Source organism: Oscillatoria sp. HE19RPO (assembly GCF_024220515.1).
Classification (GTDB): Bacteria; Cyanobacteriota; Cyanobacteriia; order Cyanobacteriales; family Laspinemataceae; genus Laspinema.
This window is the reverse complement of the sequence record NZ_JAMXOT010000109.1, coordinates 21,835-40,407: the sequence shown is the minus strand read 5'-3', so window position 1 is coordinate 40,407 and position 18,573 is coordinate 21,835. Positions and strand designations below refer to the sequence as shown.

The window sequence follows — 18,573 nt, the reverse complement described above, 5'->3', positions numbered from 1 at the left end:
ACAAGAGAACGACTGAAGTCGTTACTACGAACTAGGACAAGAGAACGACTGAAGTCGTTACTACGAACTAGGACAAGAGAACGACTGAAGTCGTTACTACGAACTAGGACAAGAGAACGACTGAAGTCGTTACTACGAACAATTGAAGAGAACGACTGAAGTCGTTACTACGAACATGGGGGAGGTTAGAGGACGCCTTTTGAACTGGGGATGGTGGTGGCGCGACGGGGGTCGATTTCCGTTGCCATGCGGAGGCTGCGGGCGAAGGCTTTGAAGGTGGCTTCGATGATGTGATGGGAATTAATGCCGTCGAGTTGGCGGATGTGTAGGGTCATTTGGGCGTGATTGACGATCGCCACGAAGAATTCCCTCACTAATTGGGTATCATAGGTGCCGACTCGTTGGGTGGGAATGTCTAAGCCATAGCTTAAGTGAGGGCGACCGGAAAAGTCTAAGGCGACTTGAATCAAGGCTTCATCCAGAGGGGCGACAAAGTGACCAAACCGGACGATGCCTTTGCGATCGCCGAGGGCTTTGCCCAAGGCTTGACCTAATGTAATCCCCACATCTTCATTGGTATGATGGTCGTCAATTTCTATATCCCCGGTGGCTTGTACTTCCAGGTCAATCAAGCCGTGAGAGGCAATTTGATGTAACATATGGTCGAGAAAGGGTACCCCTGTAGCAGCGGTACAGTTCCCTTGACCATCGAGATTAATGGTTACATGGACATCGGTTTCCCCAGTGGTGCGTCGGACGGTGGACATCCGGGGGAGTTGGCCTAAATTTTGTTCGGAATCAGCTTTTGTAGAACTCTCGGAGGAGGAAGTCGGGCTAGTTCGGGTCTGCATAATTGGCTTTGGTGGCGATCGCAAAAATAGTCTTAATCTTGATCTTATCTTGTCTAGGGGGAAACCTTGGACAATTAAGAGATAGAGGGGTTGAATGATGGAGAAGAGATCCCCCCAACCCCCCTTAAGAAGGGGGGCTTTTCGGAATTGAAGGTTGAATTTTAATCCGTAAAGTCTCAATTCTTCAGGGATTACATTCCCATGATGCAGTAGCCGGAATCGACATAGATGATTTGACCTGTAATGCCGCTGGATAAGTCGCTACAGAGGAATGCAGCAGTATTGCCCACTTCAGTTTGGGTGACAGTACGCCGCAGAGGGGCCATTTCTTCCACATGGTGGATCATGTCCAGGATGCCACCGACGGCAGAAGAGGCGAGGGTCCGGATGGGACCGGCAGAGATCCCATTAACGCGGACATTTTGGGGTCCCAGTTCAGCGGCGAGGTAGCGGACATTCATTTCTAAGGCAGCTTTGGCAATCCCCATGACATTGTAGTTGGGGATGACGCGGACGCCACCGAGGTAGGTGAGGGTGACGATGCTGCCGCCTTCGGTCATTAGGGGTTTGGCGGCAGCAGCGAGGGAAACCAGGGAGTAGGAACTAATATCCAAAGCGCGGGTAAAGCCTTCGCGGGAGGTGTTGCTGAAGTCTCCGGTGAGTTCATCTTTCCCGGCAAAGGCGAGGCAGTGGATGAGGATGTCGATTTTGTCCCAGGTTTCGCGGATGGTGTCGAAGGTGGCTTGAATTTGGGCGTCATCCTGGACATTACAGGGGACGAATACGCTGGGGTTGAGGGGTTCGACTAATTCCTTGACTTTTTTTTCGTGGCGGCCCTTTTCATCCGGGAGATAGGTGATGCCGAGATTGGCCCCAGCTTTGTGGAGTTGTTGGGCGATGCCCCAAGCGATGGAACGGTTGTTAGCAATTCCGGTGACTAAGGCGTTTTTTCCTGTTAAATCTAGCATGGAGGGTTTATTCTAGTAAAAATTACTCAGGAGCACGGGTTTTGCCCCAGGGTGAGGCTGGCGGGATCTCAGAGTCCTCCTCAAACGAGGAGTCGCCCCTGATGGCGGTTGACCGGCTACGGTTGCAGCCATGAAGCCAGAGGATTGACTCGCAAGAGTCGATCGCCCTGGGTCTGTTCCCCAATTTGATTGAATCACAACGGGGGACTCTGGAACGTTCCAGAGGTGGGTTTGGAGGAAGCCACTCGCCGGACATCGTAGATCAGAATATTTTTATCCAGGGATCAGCCAACTGGTCGCCATTATGTATCCCCAAGCACAAAAAAACCGCGAATGGTCCGTTTAAGTAATGTAAAGTACAAAAGTCAGAGAACTCTAACAAGAGCGGGTCGGTAATGACAATAAACCGTTAGCAAGTTATCAAAAAAGAAGATACGAGATGACAATTAGAAGGAACGGATATGGTAATGACCCAAGATAGACCACTAGCCGCAGTCTTCCGTCAGATGGGAAGTGGATCGTTTCCCCCAGTGGTGGAAAATTACGAACGAGGAAAGACCATCTTTTTCCCTGGGGATCCCGCTGAACGGGTTTATTTTTTACTCAAAGGTGCCGTTAAGCTATCCCGAGTCTATGAAGCGGGAGAAGAAATTACCGTGGCCCTGCTGCGGGAAAATAGTGTATTTGGGGTACTCTCCCTGATTACGGGGCATCGTTCGGACCGCTTTTATCATGCCGTTGCCTTTACCCCAGTCGAGTTGCTTTCAGTCCCGATCGACCAGGTGGAAAAGGCGCTTAAGGAAGATCCCGACCTATCAATGTTGATGTTGCGCGGCTTATCTTCCCGGATTTTACAAACGGAAATGATGATTGAAACCTTGGCCCACCGGGATATGGGTTCGCGGTTGGTCAGTTTTCTGCTGATTTTGTGTCGGGATTTTGGGATACCGACTTCCGAGGGGATTACGATTGATTTAAAGCTGTCCCATCAGGCGATCGCCGAAGCCATTGGCTCAACTCGGGTCACGGTCACCCGTTTGTTGGGGGATCTGCGTTGTGAACAGATGATCTCTATTCATAAAAAGAAGATCACCGTTCATAATCCAGTGGCCTTGAGTCAGCAATTTACATGATCTGAACCCAACCAGGGTCAACCTTAACAGAATAGGGCACAGACAATCAGGGGATCGGGGATCGGGGTGAGAAGTAGTCAGTTTTCTGTTGATTTTCTGCCCTGGTGGGACACTCAGAGGATACCGTTGGCTTGAAGTTGTTTTTTCTAAAACCGAGGCTAATCACGCGACTGGGACAGATAGAACGGGCGATCGCCCGTAAGCTCAACAACTGCTCACCCGCTGCCCGGGTGTGAGAGGTTGAGTTCATGCAGGCATTTAGCGAAACAAGGACAGGATACTGCCATTAGAATCGGCATTGGGATCTGTTATAGTGCAAAAGAGCGGAACTTTGCCAGAGGTCCTAGCAGAGTATTTTAGCTCCACAAGTTTTTGTCTCGGCTAGATCTGGACGGAGTTGAATAAGTAGTGATGACGAGCGCATACGTCCTGATACTCGCTGTGTTGGTCTTGGGGGGGTTGCTCGCTACCCTGGGCGATCGCCTCGGTACTAAAGTCGGTAAGGCCCGTTTAAGTCTGTTTGGTCTGCGCCCAAGACAAACCGCTACAGTGGTCACCATTGTCACTGGGTTAATGATTGCTGCCTCAACTTTGAGTATCCTATTTGCCACGAGTAAATCGTTGCGAGTGGGCGTGTTTCAACTGGATGAAAAACTCAAAGAATTGCGAGAAGCTCAAAAGGAACTCGTGGCAGTGATCACCGAAAAACAGCAGGTGGAAGCCCAACTCAACCAAGCCCGAGAACAGCAGGTGGTGGCGCAACAACAATTAAATGAGATCGATCGCTCGTTGCAAGGGGCGATCCAAAAACAAGCCGAGACTGAAGCTCAATTGAATCAGACTCAGGGGGAATTGAATCAAACTCAGACCCAACTCAGCGGCATTCAAACCGATTTTGAGAAAGCTAGAACCGAACTGAGTCAGATTGAAGGGAAATTTGAGCGCGCTCAAAGTCAGCTTGAGGAGGTGTCCCAACAGGCGCAGAAGCTGCGGGATGATATTGTCACCCTGCAATTAGAACGGCGGGAGTTGATTGAACAGGGGGAGCAAGTTAGAGCCACGATTGTCCAACGGGACCGGGAACTGGCGCTCAAACAGGCTGAAATTGAGCAGCAACGCCAGGAAGCGGCACAGCAGCGGGAGTTGCTCACCCAACAGAAACGCCAACTAGATGAGCAAATTCGCCAACTAGCGCAACAGCAGCAGCAAATTGCCGTTCAAGAAGGGGATATTGCCCAGCAACAGGAGCAAATGGCTCAACAGGCGGCAGAAATTGCCCAGCAAAAGCAGGCGATCGCCAATCAAGAACAGGAGTTAGGGAAACAGGAACAGGAAATCGCGAGGCAGGAATTGGAAATTGCCCAGCAAAAGCAGGCGATCGCCCTTCAGGAGGAGGAAATTGCCCAACGCGATCGCCAAATTTCTGAGCAGGAGATGGCGATCGCCCAACAGCGCACGTTATTGAAACAGTTAGGCACTCAACAAGCGTTTCTCCAAGGGGAAGTTGAAAGTCTGGAACGGGATTTTCAATTGTTGCGGGAAGGAACCGTTGCCATTCGCCGGAATCAAGTGTTGGCTTCCGGGGTCCTGCGGGTCCTCCGCCCAGAAACGGCACCGGAAGCAACCAAGCAATTGTTAACGGAAGCAAATTTGGCGGCGATTTCCTTGATTCGTCCCGGAACCACTCAACTGAATGAATGGGCGATCGCGATTACAGATACGGAACTAGACCAACTCATTGGCCAAATTGATGATGGTCAAGATTATGTGGTCAGAATTCTCTCCGCTGCCAATTATTTGTTGGGTGAACGGCAGGTAAATGTTTTTGCCGATGCAGTGCCTAATCAGGTGGTTTTCAATGAAGGAGAACTGGTAGCCACGACTGCGGTCCGGCCCTCGGAAATGAGTGAAGATGAGATTAAAGAACAATTGAATTTATTGTTAGCTGCCGCTAACTTTAGAGCAAGGCGATCGGGGATTTTAACGGATTCTATCCAAGTGGGAGATGGTCGTCTGGCCGCTTTGATGGAATTTATCAAGCAACTTCCAGACTCTCAAGACAATAATGAACCGGGCATTATTCAAGCGATCTCCGCTGGTCAAACCTATACCTCGGGTCCACTGACTTTAGAGTTTAAGGTGGTTCATCAGGGCAAAGTTGTGTTTCCCACGGAGTAGGGGACTGGGGTGAGCTTTTGCCGGTTGAGTTCAGGGTTAATCTGAATAAAGGTCACCGCAGAATTGTCGGAATAATTGTCAGAGTATTTTCCAGTTATAGGGATAATTGAAAAGGAAAAGAAGCAATGGGTAATGCTCAAACAGATACAGTAATTTTGGGCTTCGATCCGGGCCGGTTAAAGTGCGGGATTGCCGTGATGAATAGTCGGGGCAAACTGTTGGTGCATGAAGTGGTTCCGGCTGAAGAGGCGATCGCGGTGATTGAATCTTTCTTTGAAGAGTTTGGGGTTGAACTCCTGGTGATTGGCGATCGCACCACGTCAAAAAAGTGGCAAGAACATATTACCGAATCCCTCTCTATCCCGTTACCCATTGTGCAAGTGGATGAACGCTACAGCACCTTAGAAGCCCGCGATCGCTATTGGGAAATGTATCCGCCTCGGGGATTGACTCGCCTGATTCCCCAAGGAATGCGCCAACCCCCAAGGGCGATCGATGATATCGTCGCCATTCTCTTAATTGAGCGCTATTTAGCCCAAAATAGCTAGGGTTTCCAACTAAATTTCATTAAACCCATCCCATGCCTCCCGCGTCAGTTGCCTCACGGGAGGTAAATCCTCAACGGCTCTATCCCATTGAGGTGTGTCTCGAAGAAGAATATCTCGTAAACGGAGAAGATGAATCCGATAGTTCTCGATATTTGGAAACTCAAGGAGCCTATTTTGGAATCCCGCATTAGGCAAGGATGGGGTTGATGCCGTATAGCCAACTCCCGCTAGTAAAATTCCAATATCAGCTTGATGCCGGACCAAATTAGAGTAAAATATTCCGGCATCTTCTGCTCCCAGCCTACTACTTTTTAGTTTTGATTGAAAATAGATTTTGGAGCCATCAACTACACCATATCCATCAATGCCCCCATCGGCACCCGCTGGACCCGGAGTGAGTCCTAGGACATAGGCAAAACGCCGACCTTGCTCTTGTTTGGTTGCCGAGTCAGCAGATACAAACCCTTCAATCACCGCGTTGATTTGCCGATTATTGCTCATAGTGAAGGGCTACTTGAAGTGCTGCTAGTCTGCTGATTTGGCTTCGGCAAGCAATTGTTTTCATAGAGTAACCGAATTCCTGCGCTGGCACAGTCAGTGACTCTATCTCTGAGACCCATTTGTTTCAGCTTAAGGTTCGTCTCAACAAACAAGGTGAATTGTTTTTTGTGTACATCTTGCCCCTCTTCTTCCTTATTTCTTGGCGGGCTATCGGCCATGATTTCATTTAAAAACTTTTTGTCTTTCTGGCTCAAAAAATAAATATAATGAATCGCCGAATTAATCACATTTATAAAGTTTAAGTTCAAGGCATGAGCAACTTGTTTAAGTTGCTCATGCGTCTCTTTAGAAAAACAAAGTTCAATCGTGCTGTCCCTCGATTCTGAATCCTCCTTGTCAAAATTTTCTTGCCCGTCCTTTATGGCTTGTTCTACTCGCGAGTTTCCTACTGGTCCTTCACCTCCTTTTGAGTTGGTATTTGACAAGGGTTCAGCTTGACTATGTTTTTGAAGGGTAGAATCGTCTACGATTGAGTTGGGTGTATTATTAGTCATTGTTAGAATTCTCTCCTGGTATTAATTGCGTTATTGTCCGATTTCAATAAATTCCTCAAAGTAAGCTCGTAAATCTTCATAGCCTGGAACGTCCCAAATATAATTTCTTTTCTCATAAATGGATTTTTGCATTATATCTTGAACATTAGGCATCGATTTAGACACCGTACAGTTGGCGGGTTTATTTTTCAATTTCTCCAATGGAGCGGCAACTTCATCGGCCTTGATACCTAGAGGGACTACCCGCACTTGAGGGCTAAAAGTCGCTTTTCCTTCCATTATTAAAATGACTCCTAACGTATCCTTTAGATTGTTAAGGGCTTTATATTTTTGAGAATAATTGATGGGGATTAAAATTAAATCTGGGTTGCTCCCTACAATAACGTTGACGATATTGGGTAGGGGAGTATCCATATCTAACACAACATAATCATAACTGCTAGGTGATGCCAATTTTTTAATCGATTTCCGGTTCTTATTAGTAATCACTGATATCCCTTCTTTACTTAAATAAATAGCGTTATCAGTGTCGTCGTCGGGTTTAGAACCGGCATAAAATTCCCAAGCATCGGATTGATCGTCACAGTCTACCAGCAATACCTTCCCCAATTCCGAGCAAACTCCGGCTAGATGCACGGCTAAAGTTGTTTTACCCACACCGCCACCGTTGTGGGTGCAAAGAATAACTTTCATTATTGTTCAGGAGACTCTTCAAAATATTGACAACCATTATAACACAAATCGATGTAGGAGGCAACGGATAGAGTTCCCTAACAGCCTTGCTTGGCTTACTTTTCGGTCAGGCTACTCCTGGATATGGATTCGGTGTTATTGCCTCTAAACTATAGGGGCCAAAAATCATGGGAAGTCAGGATTTTGCGTTGAGAGCATCAAGGGGCTGTCTAAATCCTCAAGGGTTCATCCCCTCTCATCCATTAACCCTCCGATGAGTAGCCCCTTCGAGATTAAAGCTGCGCTCGAATGGTGAAAGAATAGTCTCCCCCGGGTTCGAGTTGATAATCGCATTTTTCTAAAAACCGTCCCAAGGGTTCTTGAATTAAAGCGCGTCCCTGGGACGGTTCGATCGCCAATTTACCCACACGAAAACACCACCGGAAACTCCAACTAAAATCTCCGGCAGTGACTTCCCCCTCTAGGGTGCCCCGTTGCCAAGACTGATTCAGCACTCGAACATGGGCAGTGGTTCTAGGGACTCGCTTCCTACTCACGGCTTTGTTCCGACCACACTGCGACTATTGTAAAGACTCATGGCTTTTTCGCAGCCTTCCTTGAGACTGAGTTCGATCGCATCGCGAACCAGGTACATCACCTCAGACAGCACAGGTTTCTCGTCCGGGGTAAACTTACCCAACACATGAGAAATTGTATCGGTTTCCGCTTTTCCGTCACCCGGTTTACCGATTCCCACCCGTAACCGAGGGAAGTCCTGGGTACTCAAATGGGCGATCGTGGATTTGATGCCATTGTGACCCCCAGCGGAACCAGAAAGGCGCATCCGCAAGCGTCCCACGGGCAAATCCATATCATCATAAATGGTTAATACCGATTGGGGGGGCAGTTTATACCAATCGGTGACAGCGCGAATCGCTTGTCCGGACCGATTCATATAGGTAAGGGGCTTAAGTAGGTAGATTTTATTCCCTTTTGGCCCTCGACCCTCGCCAAAAAGTCCCTGAAAACGGCGGTTTTCTGAGAGAGAAATTTGCCAGGACCGGGCAAGCATATCGACGGCAGCGAACCCAATATTATGGCGGGTTTCATGGTATTTAGCTTCTGGATTTCCCAATCCAACAATCAGTTGAGGAATCACCAGAGGAACAGATGTCTCGCTTGCTGTCATGGCAGTTTTGAAGTCAGATGTTAAGGTTTCGTGTTGATACGGAATCCGGTTGTCAAAGGTCTGTAAAAACCCGCACCCTAAAGGGTGGGGCTATACGGACGAAGCCCGCCTGCGCGGGCTGCGGAGCGAAAACCGACTTTTATCAACCGGATTTGGTATGAGATGGTCGGGACTGTTGCTGATGTGTTCATGCCGCCTTACCGAGTCTGGGATGGCACCCTGCCGGAGATAGCGGGAGGCATGAAACGAGGAATCCCGCCAAGGGAGGGGCTTGGGCTGGATTCGCCCCCATCCTTCGTGGGATAATTTTAGGATTGGCAATGGAGCATAACAAGGGACAAATATTTGCCTCTTAGCCCGCGCAGGCGGGCTTTGTCCGTATAGCCCCACCCTTTAGGGTGCGGGTATTTGCCGACTAGCCTTGTTCAGAGGATGGGATGGCTTCTTCGGGGGAGACGGAACTTGCAACTTTCTGAGATTCAGCGGGTTTAGCCGGTTGGGATGCCTCAATTTGTTGCGCCTCGCGCTTGATTTCGCTTTCAAATTCCCGACTGGCATCCTGGAATCCGCGAATCGCTTTTCCCAGACTGCGACCGATTTCCGGCAACTTTTTGGGTCCAAAAATGAGAAGGGCGATCGTCAGAATCACCATGATTTCGGGCAAACCCATGCCAAAGATATTCACGCAGACCTCCAACAGAGCACTGGTTATTAGTATAGAAAAAAAAATCCCGGTCAAACCGGGACAGCAGGGATACGGAGGATCCCTGCTCTAGGGGCGATCGCCGTAAGTTAGCGCCCGAGGGTGGTCCAATCCACATCGACTCCATTGAGGAGCAACGAAGAGTTATAGATTTGCAGGATAATCACTAAGAACAGGAAAAATAGCAGCATGAACACGCCCATCAGCGGGGTGGTACCCCAACCCGGGGAGACTTTACCATATTCTGCATTTAACGGTCTGAGTAGATTTCCTAATTTTGTTTGCTGTGCCATGGGTCACCTCTTATTCTGGACGGCGAAAATTAATGTTTTGTAATATTCTATAGGAATCGGACTCATAATTTTACTCAAAATATGGAAAATCTGGAACCGGCAACAGTTCTTAGCATCGGGATTGGCGCGATCCTCGTGGCGATCGCAGCCTTTTCTATCTACACCTCCTTTGGCCCCCCGTCTAAGGAATTGGCCGATCCCTTCGACGATCACGACGATTAACCCTTTGGATCCAGCGTCCCCTGGCGCTGGACCCTCATCAATTCTTTACCGCCAATTCCCCACCAAAATATAAGGCGACCAAAAATAGGGATTGCGATACCGTCCTTCCCGCAACAAACTCACCTGAGCCCGTCGGAGGGCTTCAGCTTTCGTGATTCCCTCTCCCTGGGCTAATTCCTGATAGAATCGCACCATTAATGCTGCGGTGGATTGATCGCTGACTTGCCATAAGGTGGCGATCGTACTCCGGGCCCCCGCTCGAATCGCCACCCCCGCTAATCCTAACGCAGCGCGACTATCTCCCGATGCGGTTTCGCAGGCACTAAAAACAAGTAACTCAATTGGACGAGATAACTCTTGTTCCTTCTGGCGCAGTAAGCCATCTAACTCTTTGACATTAATCCGACCATCCCAGGTTAAAATAAACGTTCGTTCTGCTTGGGAACTAAATTGACCGTGAGTGGCAATATGAACCACCGGAACCTGAGATGAATTGATAATTTCTTGTAAATTAATCTGGGTAAATTCCTGATTAAATAACAGTTCCGACGGAAAATTCTCCTGAATTGCCTGTAATTCTTGCTCCACATTTTCCAAGGCAGAAAAGCCTTGTCTCGCTTCCGATAACCCAGCAGTTAATAGTTCGAGTTCTTCCTTAGCTAAAGGTTGGGGGGGCAAAAGTTGCAGTCCGGGAGTGAGCGCCAGACTATAATTTTCAATTAGATATTGAGTTCCATCATGAAGGGCAGCCATTGGCACATTTCGCAACTGCCCATCCAGGACAAAAACTAGGGTTTGAATCTTACTTTGTTTTAAATCCGCTTCCGCAGGGCGAATTAACCAATCATAAATCTGTTGAGAATTTTGCAAGACGACCTGATTCCTTCCAGCCTGCCGTCCGATTTCCTGTTGAATTTCATTGAGCTTACTGTCAATTTCAGCTTGGGCGACAAATGTGGTATAGAGCCGTAAGGGAGAGTTGGGTAAGGCGACAATTACGGCTAATCTCTCCGGTAAAATAATCGGATAAATCACCGCTGCCGTGGTATCAAGTTCGTCAATTTGAATCGGTTTGGCATCTAAACAGGCTTCTTGGAAAAAGTTATCCAATTCAGCCAGTTGCAGGGATTCGATCGCCTGCCTTGCTTGCCGTAAATTCTCTTGAGTCGGGGCTTCATTCGGGTCAGTTAATAAATCCACCAATTCCCGATAAACAGGTTCGACACTTTCCCGAAACGAAAACTGCACATCGGGATTATCCGGATTGATTGACGCTAAATCTTGACGGAGAGACTGGAGGGTATCGATCGCCACGGTATAAGCTGCCACTGCCTCGGGTTTCTTCCCTTGTGCTTTCATCAATCGCCCGACTTGCCACTGCCACCGATACGCAATATCCGAGGCATCAATCCCTTGTGCGATCATCAGCGCTTCCTGAGTCAATTTTTGGGCTTCCTGAGATTGGGCAGCGAGTTCGTATAAATGGCCCAAACTGCCCAAGGCGTAAGATTCTGCCCGGGGGTCCTGGAGGGTTTTAGCTTGGTGGACAGCAGTGGCTAATCCAGTCGCAATTTCTCTCAAGTTGCGATCGCTCAGAGTAGAGTCCGGGGATGATTCTGTGAGGAACAACTTGATTAAACTGTGAGACAAGTGAATGCGATCGTACACCGCACCGCGACTGGGGGGTAATTCATCCAGTTGAACTTGAATGTCCGGCAGTAATGCTTGTGCCTCGGAGACTTGTGCTAAATCGATGAGTAAGGCAAGCTGGTTGAGTTGCGATCGCAATCGAATCCTCGGAGATGTAGAGAGTTCAGCCACTTGCTGATAAGCAGCGACGGCGGTTTGCCATTCGGCTTCAGCGGTTTGTGAGTCATTAAGGACCAGGGCTTTTTGAGCCATTGCCCTTGCTGTATTTCCTAGACTAAACTGGGCGGAGGCGATCGCCGAGGGTTGACGCATACTTTGGGCGATCGTCAAACTTTGTTGTAACAGTTCCCGGGATTGTTCCAACTCGCCAACCACCCGTAAAGCGTTGCCTAAACTGCGTAAACCCGTGGCTTTGAGGAGGGAGTTGGGTTCACCTTGTAACGCCCGCTCTACCTCCCCTAACGTTTGGCGCGATCGCCTGTAAAGCCCCAAAGCCTGCATCGCTTGCGCCACATTAATCTGACTCCCGATCGCCCCTTCCCGGTCCTCCAATTGCTCATAGAGAGCCGTCGCCTCCTGCCAAGTTGTGAGAGCCTGTTCCGATTGTCCCAAAGCGTAATACAGATGACCTTGAGTATTCAACGCCTGAGCCAAAATCGGCAAACGCTGAGAATCCAACCGCTTCCCTTGTGAGAGTTGCAGGAGGGACAGACAAGAAGAGACAGCCTCCGTTGCCGGTTGCCATTGTCCGAGTTGCTGATAGGCAAGGGATAAATAATTCAGGGCCAAGGCTTCATGAAATGGCTCTCCAGCGCCATTAAATGCCGTTGCCGCTGCTTGCCAAACCGTCGCCGCTTGGGAAAACTGTTCTGATTGGAAGAACGTGAGACCTTGTTCCAGCAGTGGCAGAGCATCCGGTGCCGATTGAGCCACAGCGACGGAATGGGGAGGGAAGGGGAACAGAGAGAGAGGAGTGAACGGCATCGGACTGGTGGCGATCGCTGCTGCAATTCCCATCCCCAAACCGAAGTGCAGCAGCCGTTTTCGGCAGAACTTACCCATAAACCTTAACTCTGTAGGGGCGATTCGCGAATCGCCTCTACATTTAGGGTTGGCTCGGAAAATATGCGTAAGTCCTGTTCGGACTACCCAATGCTTTAAAAATCTATAAAAACGAGCGATCGGCTTCAGTACCCTATCTTGTCCTTTCATTTCACCCCTTAAAATTAACCCATTCAGTCCTAAACCCTTGCGATTCTCAAGCTCAAACCAGCTTAATTGGCAAGACAAGCAGTAGGCGTAACCGTCCGATTTTGTAACGTCACCTCCGACCCTTGCGCCACCAGTTCCATTTTCCCTTGAGCATTCACCACCCATCCTTGAGCTTCCACCAGTGGAGGCGTAGGAGAGGAGACAACAGGATTTGAAGCATCAGCAACCGAGGAAGTCTGACCATTCGCGCCACTCAAAACCCCAGCAATTCCGGGTCGTAAATCCAACCAAGTCGCCTCATCGCTAATCGCTTCAATCGGATTAGGCGGTAACCCCCCCCTTCCCGTGACAATAAACTCACTTTGTTGCTGACCCGGACGACAGCTAGAATCAATCTGTTGAGCCACATCAGTTAACGTAGTGGGTAACTCCACCAATCCCGAAGTCGGGTCAATTTCGGGAGTATTGATACTCACCGTCCCACTCAGGGAAGAATCCGCCCCGGTTGCAGTAATATCACTGTTAGAAGTTGGACTCTCGCGAAATTCAGTCCCAAAGATAGCTTGAGCATCAATCGTCACCGTACCCCCCTGAGCTTGTTCAGAATTGGCATTAATATTGCTATTTTCCAAAGCAGCTAGAACTTCTGTGGTGATATTAATATTACCGCCAGTTGCAGGACCCGTGGCATTGGTGGTGATATTGCTATTGCGCCGCATGATTAATGAATTAGCTGAAATGTCGATGTTACCTTGACTGCCGGATTGGGTTTCCGCAGTGATCAAGGATTGGTTATCTAGGAAGAGGCGATCGGTATTCACCCGCAACACCCCCGGGGAGAAATCACCAATCGCACTCACGCTGATTCGCGCTCCATCTCGCAGAGTCACTTCATCAGAGTGAACCGCGACATCTCCAGCATTGCCATACCCCAATGTCTCAGAGGAGATTCTGGCTCCATCTAAGAGGCTTATCTGACTCGTTTCAACGGTTAGATTACCTGCTTTGAAGGGTATAGAACCCAGAAATTCTGTAACTTCTTCACCGACTAAAGTCCGTAACAGACTACTTCTTCCATCGCTATTAAATCCCCCTAATGTAACCGATTCCGTAGCCAGAACTGTTAGATTTCCGGCATTACCTTGACTAAACGTTGAAGAAGATATGGTGGCTCCATCATTGAGATATAAATTGCTTGTTTCGATGGTTATGTTGCCGGCATTACCAGTAGCATTTAAATCGACTTGAGTTCCTAAAAAGCTCCCAAATCCAAAATTATTTAATCCTCTCATATTCACTGAATCAGATGCGCGAATATTTAATTCCCCCGCATTGCCCTCTCCGAATGTTGTAGACGAAACTGCGGCTCCATCAGATAGTGTTAAAGTGGTTGTTTCTACCGTTAAGTTACCAGCAATACCTCTAGCTTCTGAGCCAACTTCAGTCACCAATGCACTCCCCCATCCATTGCCATCTAATCCGCTCAATGTCACGAATTCAGTAGCGCGAAGACTTAAAGACCCTGCATTACCTTGTCCCCAGGTGGAGCTAGAAATAGTCGCTCCATCAGACAGGGTTAATTTTACCGTTTCTACCGTGATATTTCCCGCATCCCCTGTTGCTCCTGATTCAACTTGCGTTCCTAAGAAACTACTAAATTTATTGCTGTCTAGCCCTTCTAAGATGACTGAATCAAAAGCCAAAATATTTAAATTACCTGCATTTCCTTGACCTGAAGTTGATGCAGAAATAAAAGCTCCATCCGAAAGAACTAATTGATTAGTCTCTATATTTAAGTTTCCAGCATCTCCGAGGGCTTCTAAACCAACATTGGTTAATACACTACTGCCAAAACCAGAATTGTCTACTCCCCTTAATACAATGGCATCAGGTACAATAAGAGTTAGGCTTCCTGCATTGCCTTGCCCTTCAGTAGAAGCTATAATTGAACCTCCATCTAAAATGGATAACTGGCGAGTATTTATATTGATGTTACCTGCATTACCTACTGCTTCCGAACCCACTAAAGTTCTTAGTGTACTGTACCCTCCTTGGTCATTGGAACCCCTTAATATTATAAATTCAGAAGCCTGAATCTTTAGATCACCTGCATTTCCTTGACCAAAAGTTGAGGAAGATATTCTAGCTCCATCCATAAGATACAACTGGGATGTATTTAGAGTTAAGTGACCAGCGTCACCAGTAGCTCCTGGATTTATTTGAGTTTCTAAACTACTACCAAGTCCAGAACTACTCGTTCCACTTAATAATATAAATTCAGAGGATTGAATGCTTAAATTTCCGGAGTTACCTTGACCCAAGGTAGCAGTTGATATATCCGAACCATTTAATATGCTTAAACGAGAAGAATCTATAATCAAATCACCGCCGTTACCTTGCCCAAAAATTGAATTTGAGATTATAGCTTCATCAGACAGTGTTAATTCGGGCGTTGTTATAGTTAATTGTCCCGCATTTCCATTAGCATCCATGCCAACAATTGTCTCCAATATACTACCATTTCCAAAGTTATTGAATCCACTTAAAACAATTGATTCATCAGCCTGAATGGTCAAGTCTCCACTATTGCCTTGACCAAAACTTGAGGAAATGATATTTGTTCCATCAAAGAGACGTAACTGAATTGTGTCAATAGTCAAGTTACCTGCATTACCTTGACCCAATGTTGAGGACTGGATACTGGCTCCATCAGAAAGAATTAACTGGGCTGTTTCTACGGTGAGAGGACCTCCATCACCGATAGCCTGTGAACCGACTCCTGTCAGCAAACTGCTACCTCTCCCCCCACTATTATATCCGCTTAATATGACTGATTCGGTAGCACGAACAGTTAGGTTACCTCCATTGCCTTGACCGAAGGCTGAGGAGGAGATAATGGCTCCATCAAAGAGAGATACTTGAGATGTTTCTACCGTTAAGTTACCCGCATCGCCTTGACCAGAAGTTGAAGATGAGATGGTCGCTCCATCAGAGAGAGATAACTGGGGCGTTTCTACCCTTAGGTTACCCCCATCACCAATTGCTCCTGGAAAAACTTGACTCTGCACATTACTCCCGGTTCCAAAAGCATTCAAGCCACGCAATATCATGAATTCACTAGCCCGAATCGTTAGCATTCCGGCATTACCAAAGCCTGCTGTAGAAGTTGATATCGAAGCACCATCAAATAAGTTTAGTTGAGGGGTTTCCACAATAATATTTCCCGAATTTCCTATAGCTTCAGGTGCCACCGCATTCAGAAAACTACTCCCGTTTCCAAAAGAATCTAATCCCATCAACGTCACTGATTCAGAAGCTCGAACCGTTAAATCACCCCCATTACCTTCACCCAGGTTGAAAGCCGAAATAAAAGCTCCGTCAGAAAGATTTAATTCTGCAGTTTCTACGGTAATTGACCCAGAATTTCCTTTTCCTCCAGCCATAACCGGAGTTGTCAAAGAGCTTCCAGAACCTAAACTATTAATACCACTTAAGTTAACAAACTCAGAAGCTCGAACGCTAATATCACCTGCATTTCCTTGTCCGGAAGTTGAAGCGTCGATTAAGGATCCATTAGTAAGGCTTAATTGAGCCGTTTCTACAGTGAGGTTGCCTGCATCTCCAGTCGCTCCAGAAAAGACTGTACTCTTTATAAAACTGATCAATCCAGAAGCATTGGAACGACTCAAGGTTACTGATTCAGAGGCGCGAATAGTAATATCGCCTGCACTGCCTTCACCTTCAGTTGAAGAGAGGATGAAAGATCCATCTGAGATAATTAACTGAGCGGTTTCTACTGTGAGGTTACCCGCATTATTACTGCCGGTTACATTGACCCCAGTTTCTACATTACTGGAAACTCCCCAAGGGTTAGAACCGCTTAACTCGATGGTCTCAGTGGTGCGAAGTGTCAAATCTTGACCCGGTTGGTTTCCTTCTACAAAGGAGCGGATGGCTGACCCTTCGGTTAGGGAGAGGTTTCGGGATTGGATGTGGATTCGACCGGACCCTTCTCCAGAGGCATCTAAGGAGGCGGAGGCGTTGAGGTGAATGTTTCGGAAATCTGTAACCTCTGAATATCCGAGGTCCCAGCCGTTGTTTGTGGGGTTGAGGCTGACTGTGCTGTTATCTCCAACGCTGCCGAGTTCAATTCGTCCACCTTTTGAGGTGAGGTTACCTCCGTTTACCTCGATGTCGGCACTGACTAGGGCCAAGGTTTGCTCTTGCACCCCTAAGCCGATCGCTCGATTTTCTCTAAAAAGTAATCCAGATTCTGAGTCTTGAGACAGGTTATTCCCAGGGCCTTGGACAACAATTTTACCCGGGTTGACTCCCATTTGCAGGCCGATGGGGATGCTGACAGTGAGTAGGGGTGGGGTTTCACTGGGTAAGGTACTGAAGGCGGTCCCGTCGGCAAAGTTAATCCGATTGGCGGTGGAGGCTAGAAATGAGCCACCAATGCTTAATTGAGCGTTGGGTCCGAAAACGATTCCATTGGGATTGAGTAAAAATAAGTTGGCAAACCCGTTGGCACGGATTAAGCCATCAATATTAGAAATAGAGTTGCCGGTAACCCGACTGAAGATATTTTGGATATCCAGACTATTGTTAAAAAATGCTTCGCTGCCGGTGGGGATAGAAAATTCTTGGAAGCTGTGAAATAGGTTCCCTCCCGCTTGGGTTCCTCCGGTAATCTGGTTGATATTTCCCTGGGGGGTAACGGTGGAATTTACAGGTAGGGTGGCATCGGGGATGATTTGGGCTTGAGTTGCAGGAATTCCGTTCAAGCAACTGAACAGCAAACTGCTAGAAAACAGGACAAAGGTTTGGCTGAATCGCTGTAATTTTAGACCTGGTTTTAAGGTCAGTTTTTCTGAGATATGGGGATGCTCGTTCATGAACCCTGATTGATAAATGGGATGGGGGTTGAGTGCAGTTTGACCGGAAGAGAGAGACCAGAAACCGGGTTTCTGTCGTCAATTTGGGCGAATTTCCCAAGACTGTTTCCAGAAACCCGGTTTCTTCTAACTTCTAGGGGTTGCTTCCAATTTCTGTTGATGTATTTTCTAGCCCGATCGCAATAATCGGTACTTCGTTAGGTAAATTAGCAATCTCTACCAAATTGGCTGATTCTAAGAGGTTTTGCCAGGTTTGGGCTAATATGAAGTCCGTCGGTTGTTCCTGGCGGAGTTGAGCTAAGATGGCGATCGCCTCATGCCAAACCCCATTTTCTGCATACAATTGAGACCGCGTGATGGGGTCGGCTGCCTCTAAAGTTGTCATCAGGTTGGGATTGAGTTCGACTCGCTGAGTCCATCCTTGGGTTTCTACATTTTTCCTAAAATCCTGGGGATTACAAATTAGGGAAAAATACCAGGAGTAATTGATTCCTGTTTCGAGTTGGATTTCATCGGATGGCAGGGTTAAACTGGCGATCGCTTCTTCCCCAGAGATGTCAAATGTCGTGCGATAAATATCATTGTCTTCTTCATCTTTCAAGACAAATTCTGCTTGGCGAGCTACCGTTTTCGGAATATACACCAAAAATTCTGGAGACTCCGATACAGTCGTTCCAAAGTTTTGAGGTTCTGATTCTAGATTTGGCATCAGTACCATCAGCCCTGGATCGGTCCTATTTTCATCTTGGTCCGCTTCACATCGTCCCCCACGAGTTCCACCCCCTACGCTACGAGGTGTTCCTAAATTTTTTGGCGGTACATATTGGGCAACCTCTATCTCTGAAACGCCCCCGGTTGCTGCAAAATAGGAAAAATCGGTTGTTTGGAGTGAGCTAGGTGTTATGCTAAATGTTGCTACATTAGCAATTAAAGCTGGAAAAATTGCTGGGATAAGTGATAATTTTGTCTGATGCATAATACAGCCCCTTCCTTAGATAAAT

General features: G+C 47.6%; 16 protein-coding genes. 4 read left to right on the top strand and 12 right to left on the bottom strand.

What is annotated here, in order from left to right:
• Window positions 1-185: 185 nt before the first annotated feature.
• Window positions 186-851 carry an imidazoleglycerol-phosphate dehydratase HisB gene (hisB, locus tag NG833_RS10900; protein ID WP_254565313.1) on the bottom strand — a complete coding sequence of 222 codons (666 nt, stop codon included), beginning with the start codon at window positions 849-851 and terminating at the stop codon, window positions 186-188.
• A 191-nt stretch (window positions 852-1,042) separates the two neighbouring features.
• A complete protein-coding gene (fabI, locus tag NG833_RS10895) occupies window positions 1,043-1,819 on the bottom strand; it encodes an enoyl-ACP reductase FabI (protein ID WP_254565312.1) in 777 nt (258 codons plus the stop codon).
• 461 nt (window positions 1,820-2,280) lie between these two features.
• On the opposite strand from fabI, the gene ntcA reads away from it, so the two are divergent.
• From ntcA to NG833_RS10880, 3 genes are all read left to right on the top strand, one after another.
• Window positions 2,281-2,952, top strand: coding sequence for a global nitrogen regulator NtcA (gene ntcA, locus NG833_RS10890; protein ID WP_254565311.1), 672 nt, complete (start codon window positions 2,281-2,283; stop codon window positions 2,950-2,952).
• A gap of 411 nt (window positions 2,953-3,363) precedes the next feature.
• Window positions 3,364-5,130, top strand: coding sequence for a DUF3084 domain-containing protein (locus NG833_RS10885; RefSeq protein WP_254565316.1), 1,767 nt, complete (start codon window positions 3,364-3,366; stop codon window positions 5,128-5,130).
• A gap of 125 nt (window positions 5,131-5,255) precedes the next feature.
• Entirely contained in the window at window positions 5,256-5,678 is a 423-nt protein-coding gene (locus NG833_RS10880; RefSeq protein ID WP_254565310.1) for a pre-16S rRNA-processing nuclease YqgF, read from the top strand.
• A gap of 9 nt (window positions 5,679-5,687) precedes the next feature.
• Here NG833_RS10880 and NG833_RS10875 read toward each other — a convergent pair whose 3' ends face one another.
• From NG833_RS10875 to psbH, 7 genes are all read right to left on the bottom strand, one after another.
• On the bottom strand, window positions 5,688-6,179 hold the full coding sequence (locus NG833_RS10875) for a restriction endonuclease (protein ID WP_254565309.1): 492 nt from the start codon (window positions 6,177-6,179) through the stop codon (window positions 5,688-5,690).
• Complete coding sequence (locus tag NG833_RS10870; protein ID WP_254565308.1) at window positions 6,176-6,733, bottom strand: hypothetical protein; 558 nt, start codon at window positions 6,731-6,733, stop codon at window positions 6,176-6,178. The genes NG833_RS10875 and NG833_RS10870 overlap by 4 nt, the downstream gene beginning before the upstream one ends.
• Before the next feature lie 30 nt (window positions 6,734-6,763).
• Window positions 6,764-7,426, bottom strand: a complete 663-nt coding sequence (locus NG833_RS10865) for a ParA family protein (RefSeq protein ID WP_254565307.1) — start codon at window positions 7,424-7,426, stop codon at window positions 6,764-6,766.
• A gap of 272 nt (window positions 7,427-7,698) precedes the next feature.
• Entirely contained in the window at window positions 7,699-7,962 is a 264-nt protein-coding gene (locus tag NG833_RS10860) for a DUF3146 family protein (protein ID WP_254565306.1), read from the bottom strand.
• Entirely contained in the window at window positions 7,959-8,594 is a 636-nt protein-coding gene (gene pth, locus NG833_RS10855) for an aminoacyl-tRNA hydrolase (protein WP_254565305.1), read from the bottom strand. The genes NG833_RS10860 and pth overlap by 4 nt, the downstream gene beginning before the upstream one ends.
• A 415-nt stretch (window positions 8,595-9,009) precedes the next feature.
• On the bottom strand, window positions 9,010-9,279 hold the full coding sequence (locus NG833_RS10850) for a TatA/E family twin arginine-targeting protein translocase (protein ID WP_254565304.1): 270 nt from the start codon (window positions 9,277-9,279) through the stop codon (window positions 9,010-9,012).
• A gap of 107 nt (window positions 9,280-9,386) precedes the next feature.
• Window positions 9,387-9,590 (bottom strand): photosystem II reaction center phosphoprotein PsbH, encoded by a 204-nt coding sequence (gene psbH, locus NG833_RS10845; protein ID WP_015150870.1) that lies wholly within the window; start codon window positions 9,588-9,590, stop codon window positions 9,387-9,389.
• Window positions 9,591-9,680: 90 nt separating this feature from the next.
• Here psbH and psbN point away from each other — a divergent pair, with 90 nt between their 5' ends.
• Window positions 9,681-9,812: a photosystem II reaction center protein PsbN gene (psbN, locus tag NG833_RS10840; protein WP_254565315.1), complete on the top strand. Its 132-nt coding sequence runs from the start codon at window positions 9,681-9,683 to the stop codon at window positions 9,810-9,812.
• 45 nt (window positions 9,813-9,857) lie between these two features.
• Here the strand turns inward: psbN and NG833_RS10835 are convergent, their stop codons facing one another.
• From NG833_RS10835 to NG833_RS10825, 3 genes are all read right to left on the bottom strand, one after another.
• Entirely contained in the window at window positions 9,858-12,524 is a 2,667-nt protein-coding gene (locus NG833_RS10835) for a CHAT domain-containing protein (protein ID WP_254565303.1), read from the bottom strand.
• Window positions 12,525-12,736: 212 nt separating this feature from the next.
• Window positions 12,737-17,572, bottom strand: a complete 4,836-nt coding sequence (locus NG833_RS10830) for a filamentous hemagglutinin N-terminal domain-containing protein (RefSeq protein WP_254565302.1) — start codon at window positions 17,570-17,572, stop codon at window positions 12,737-12,739.
• Between the two features lie 133 nt (window positions 17,573-17,705).
• A complete protein-coding gene (locus NG833_RS10825; protein ID WP_254565301.1) occupies window positions 17,706-18,548 on the bottom strand; it encodes a DUF928 domain-containing protein in 843 nt (280 codons plus the stop codon).
• Window positions 18,549-18,573 lie beyond the last annotated feature (25 nt).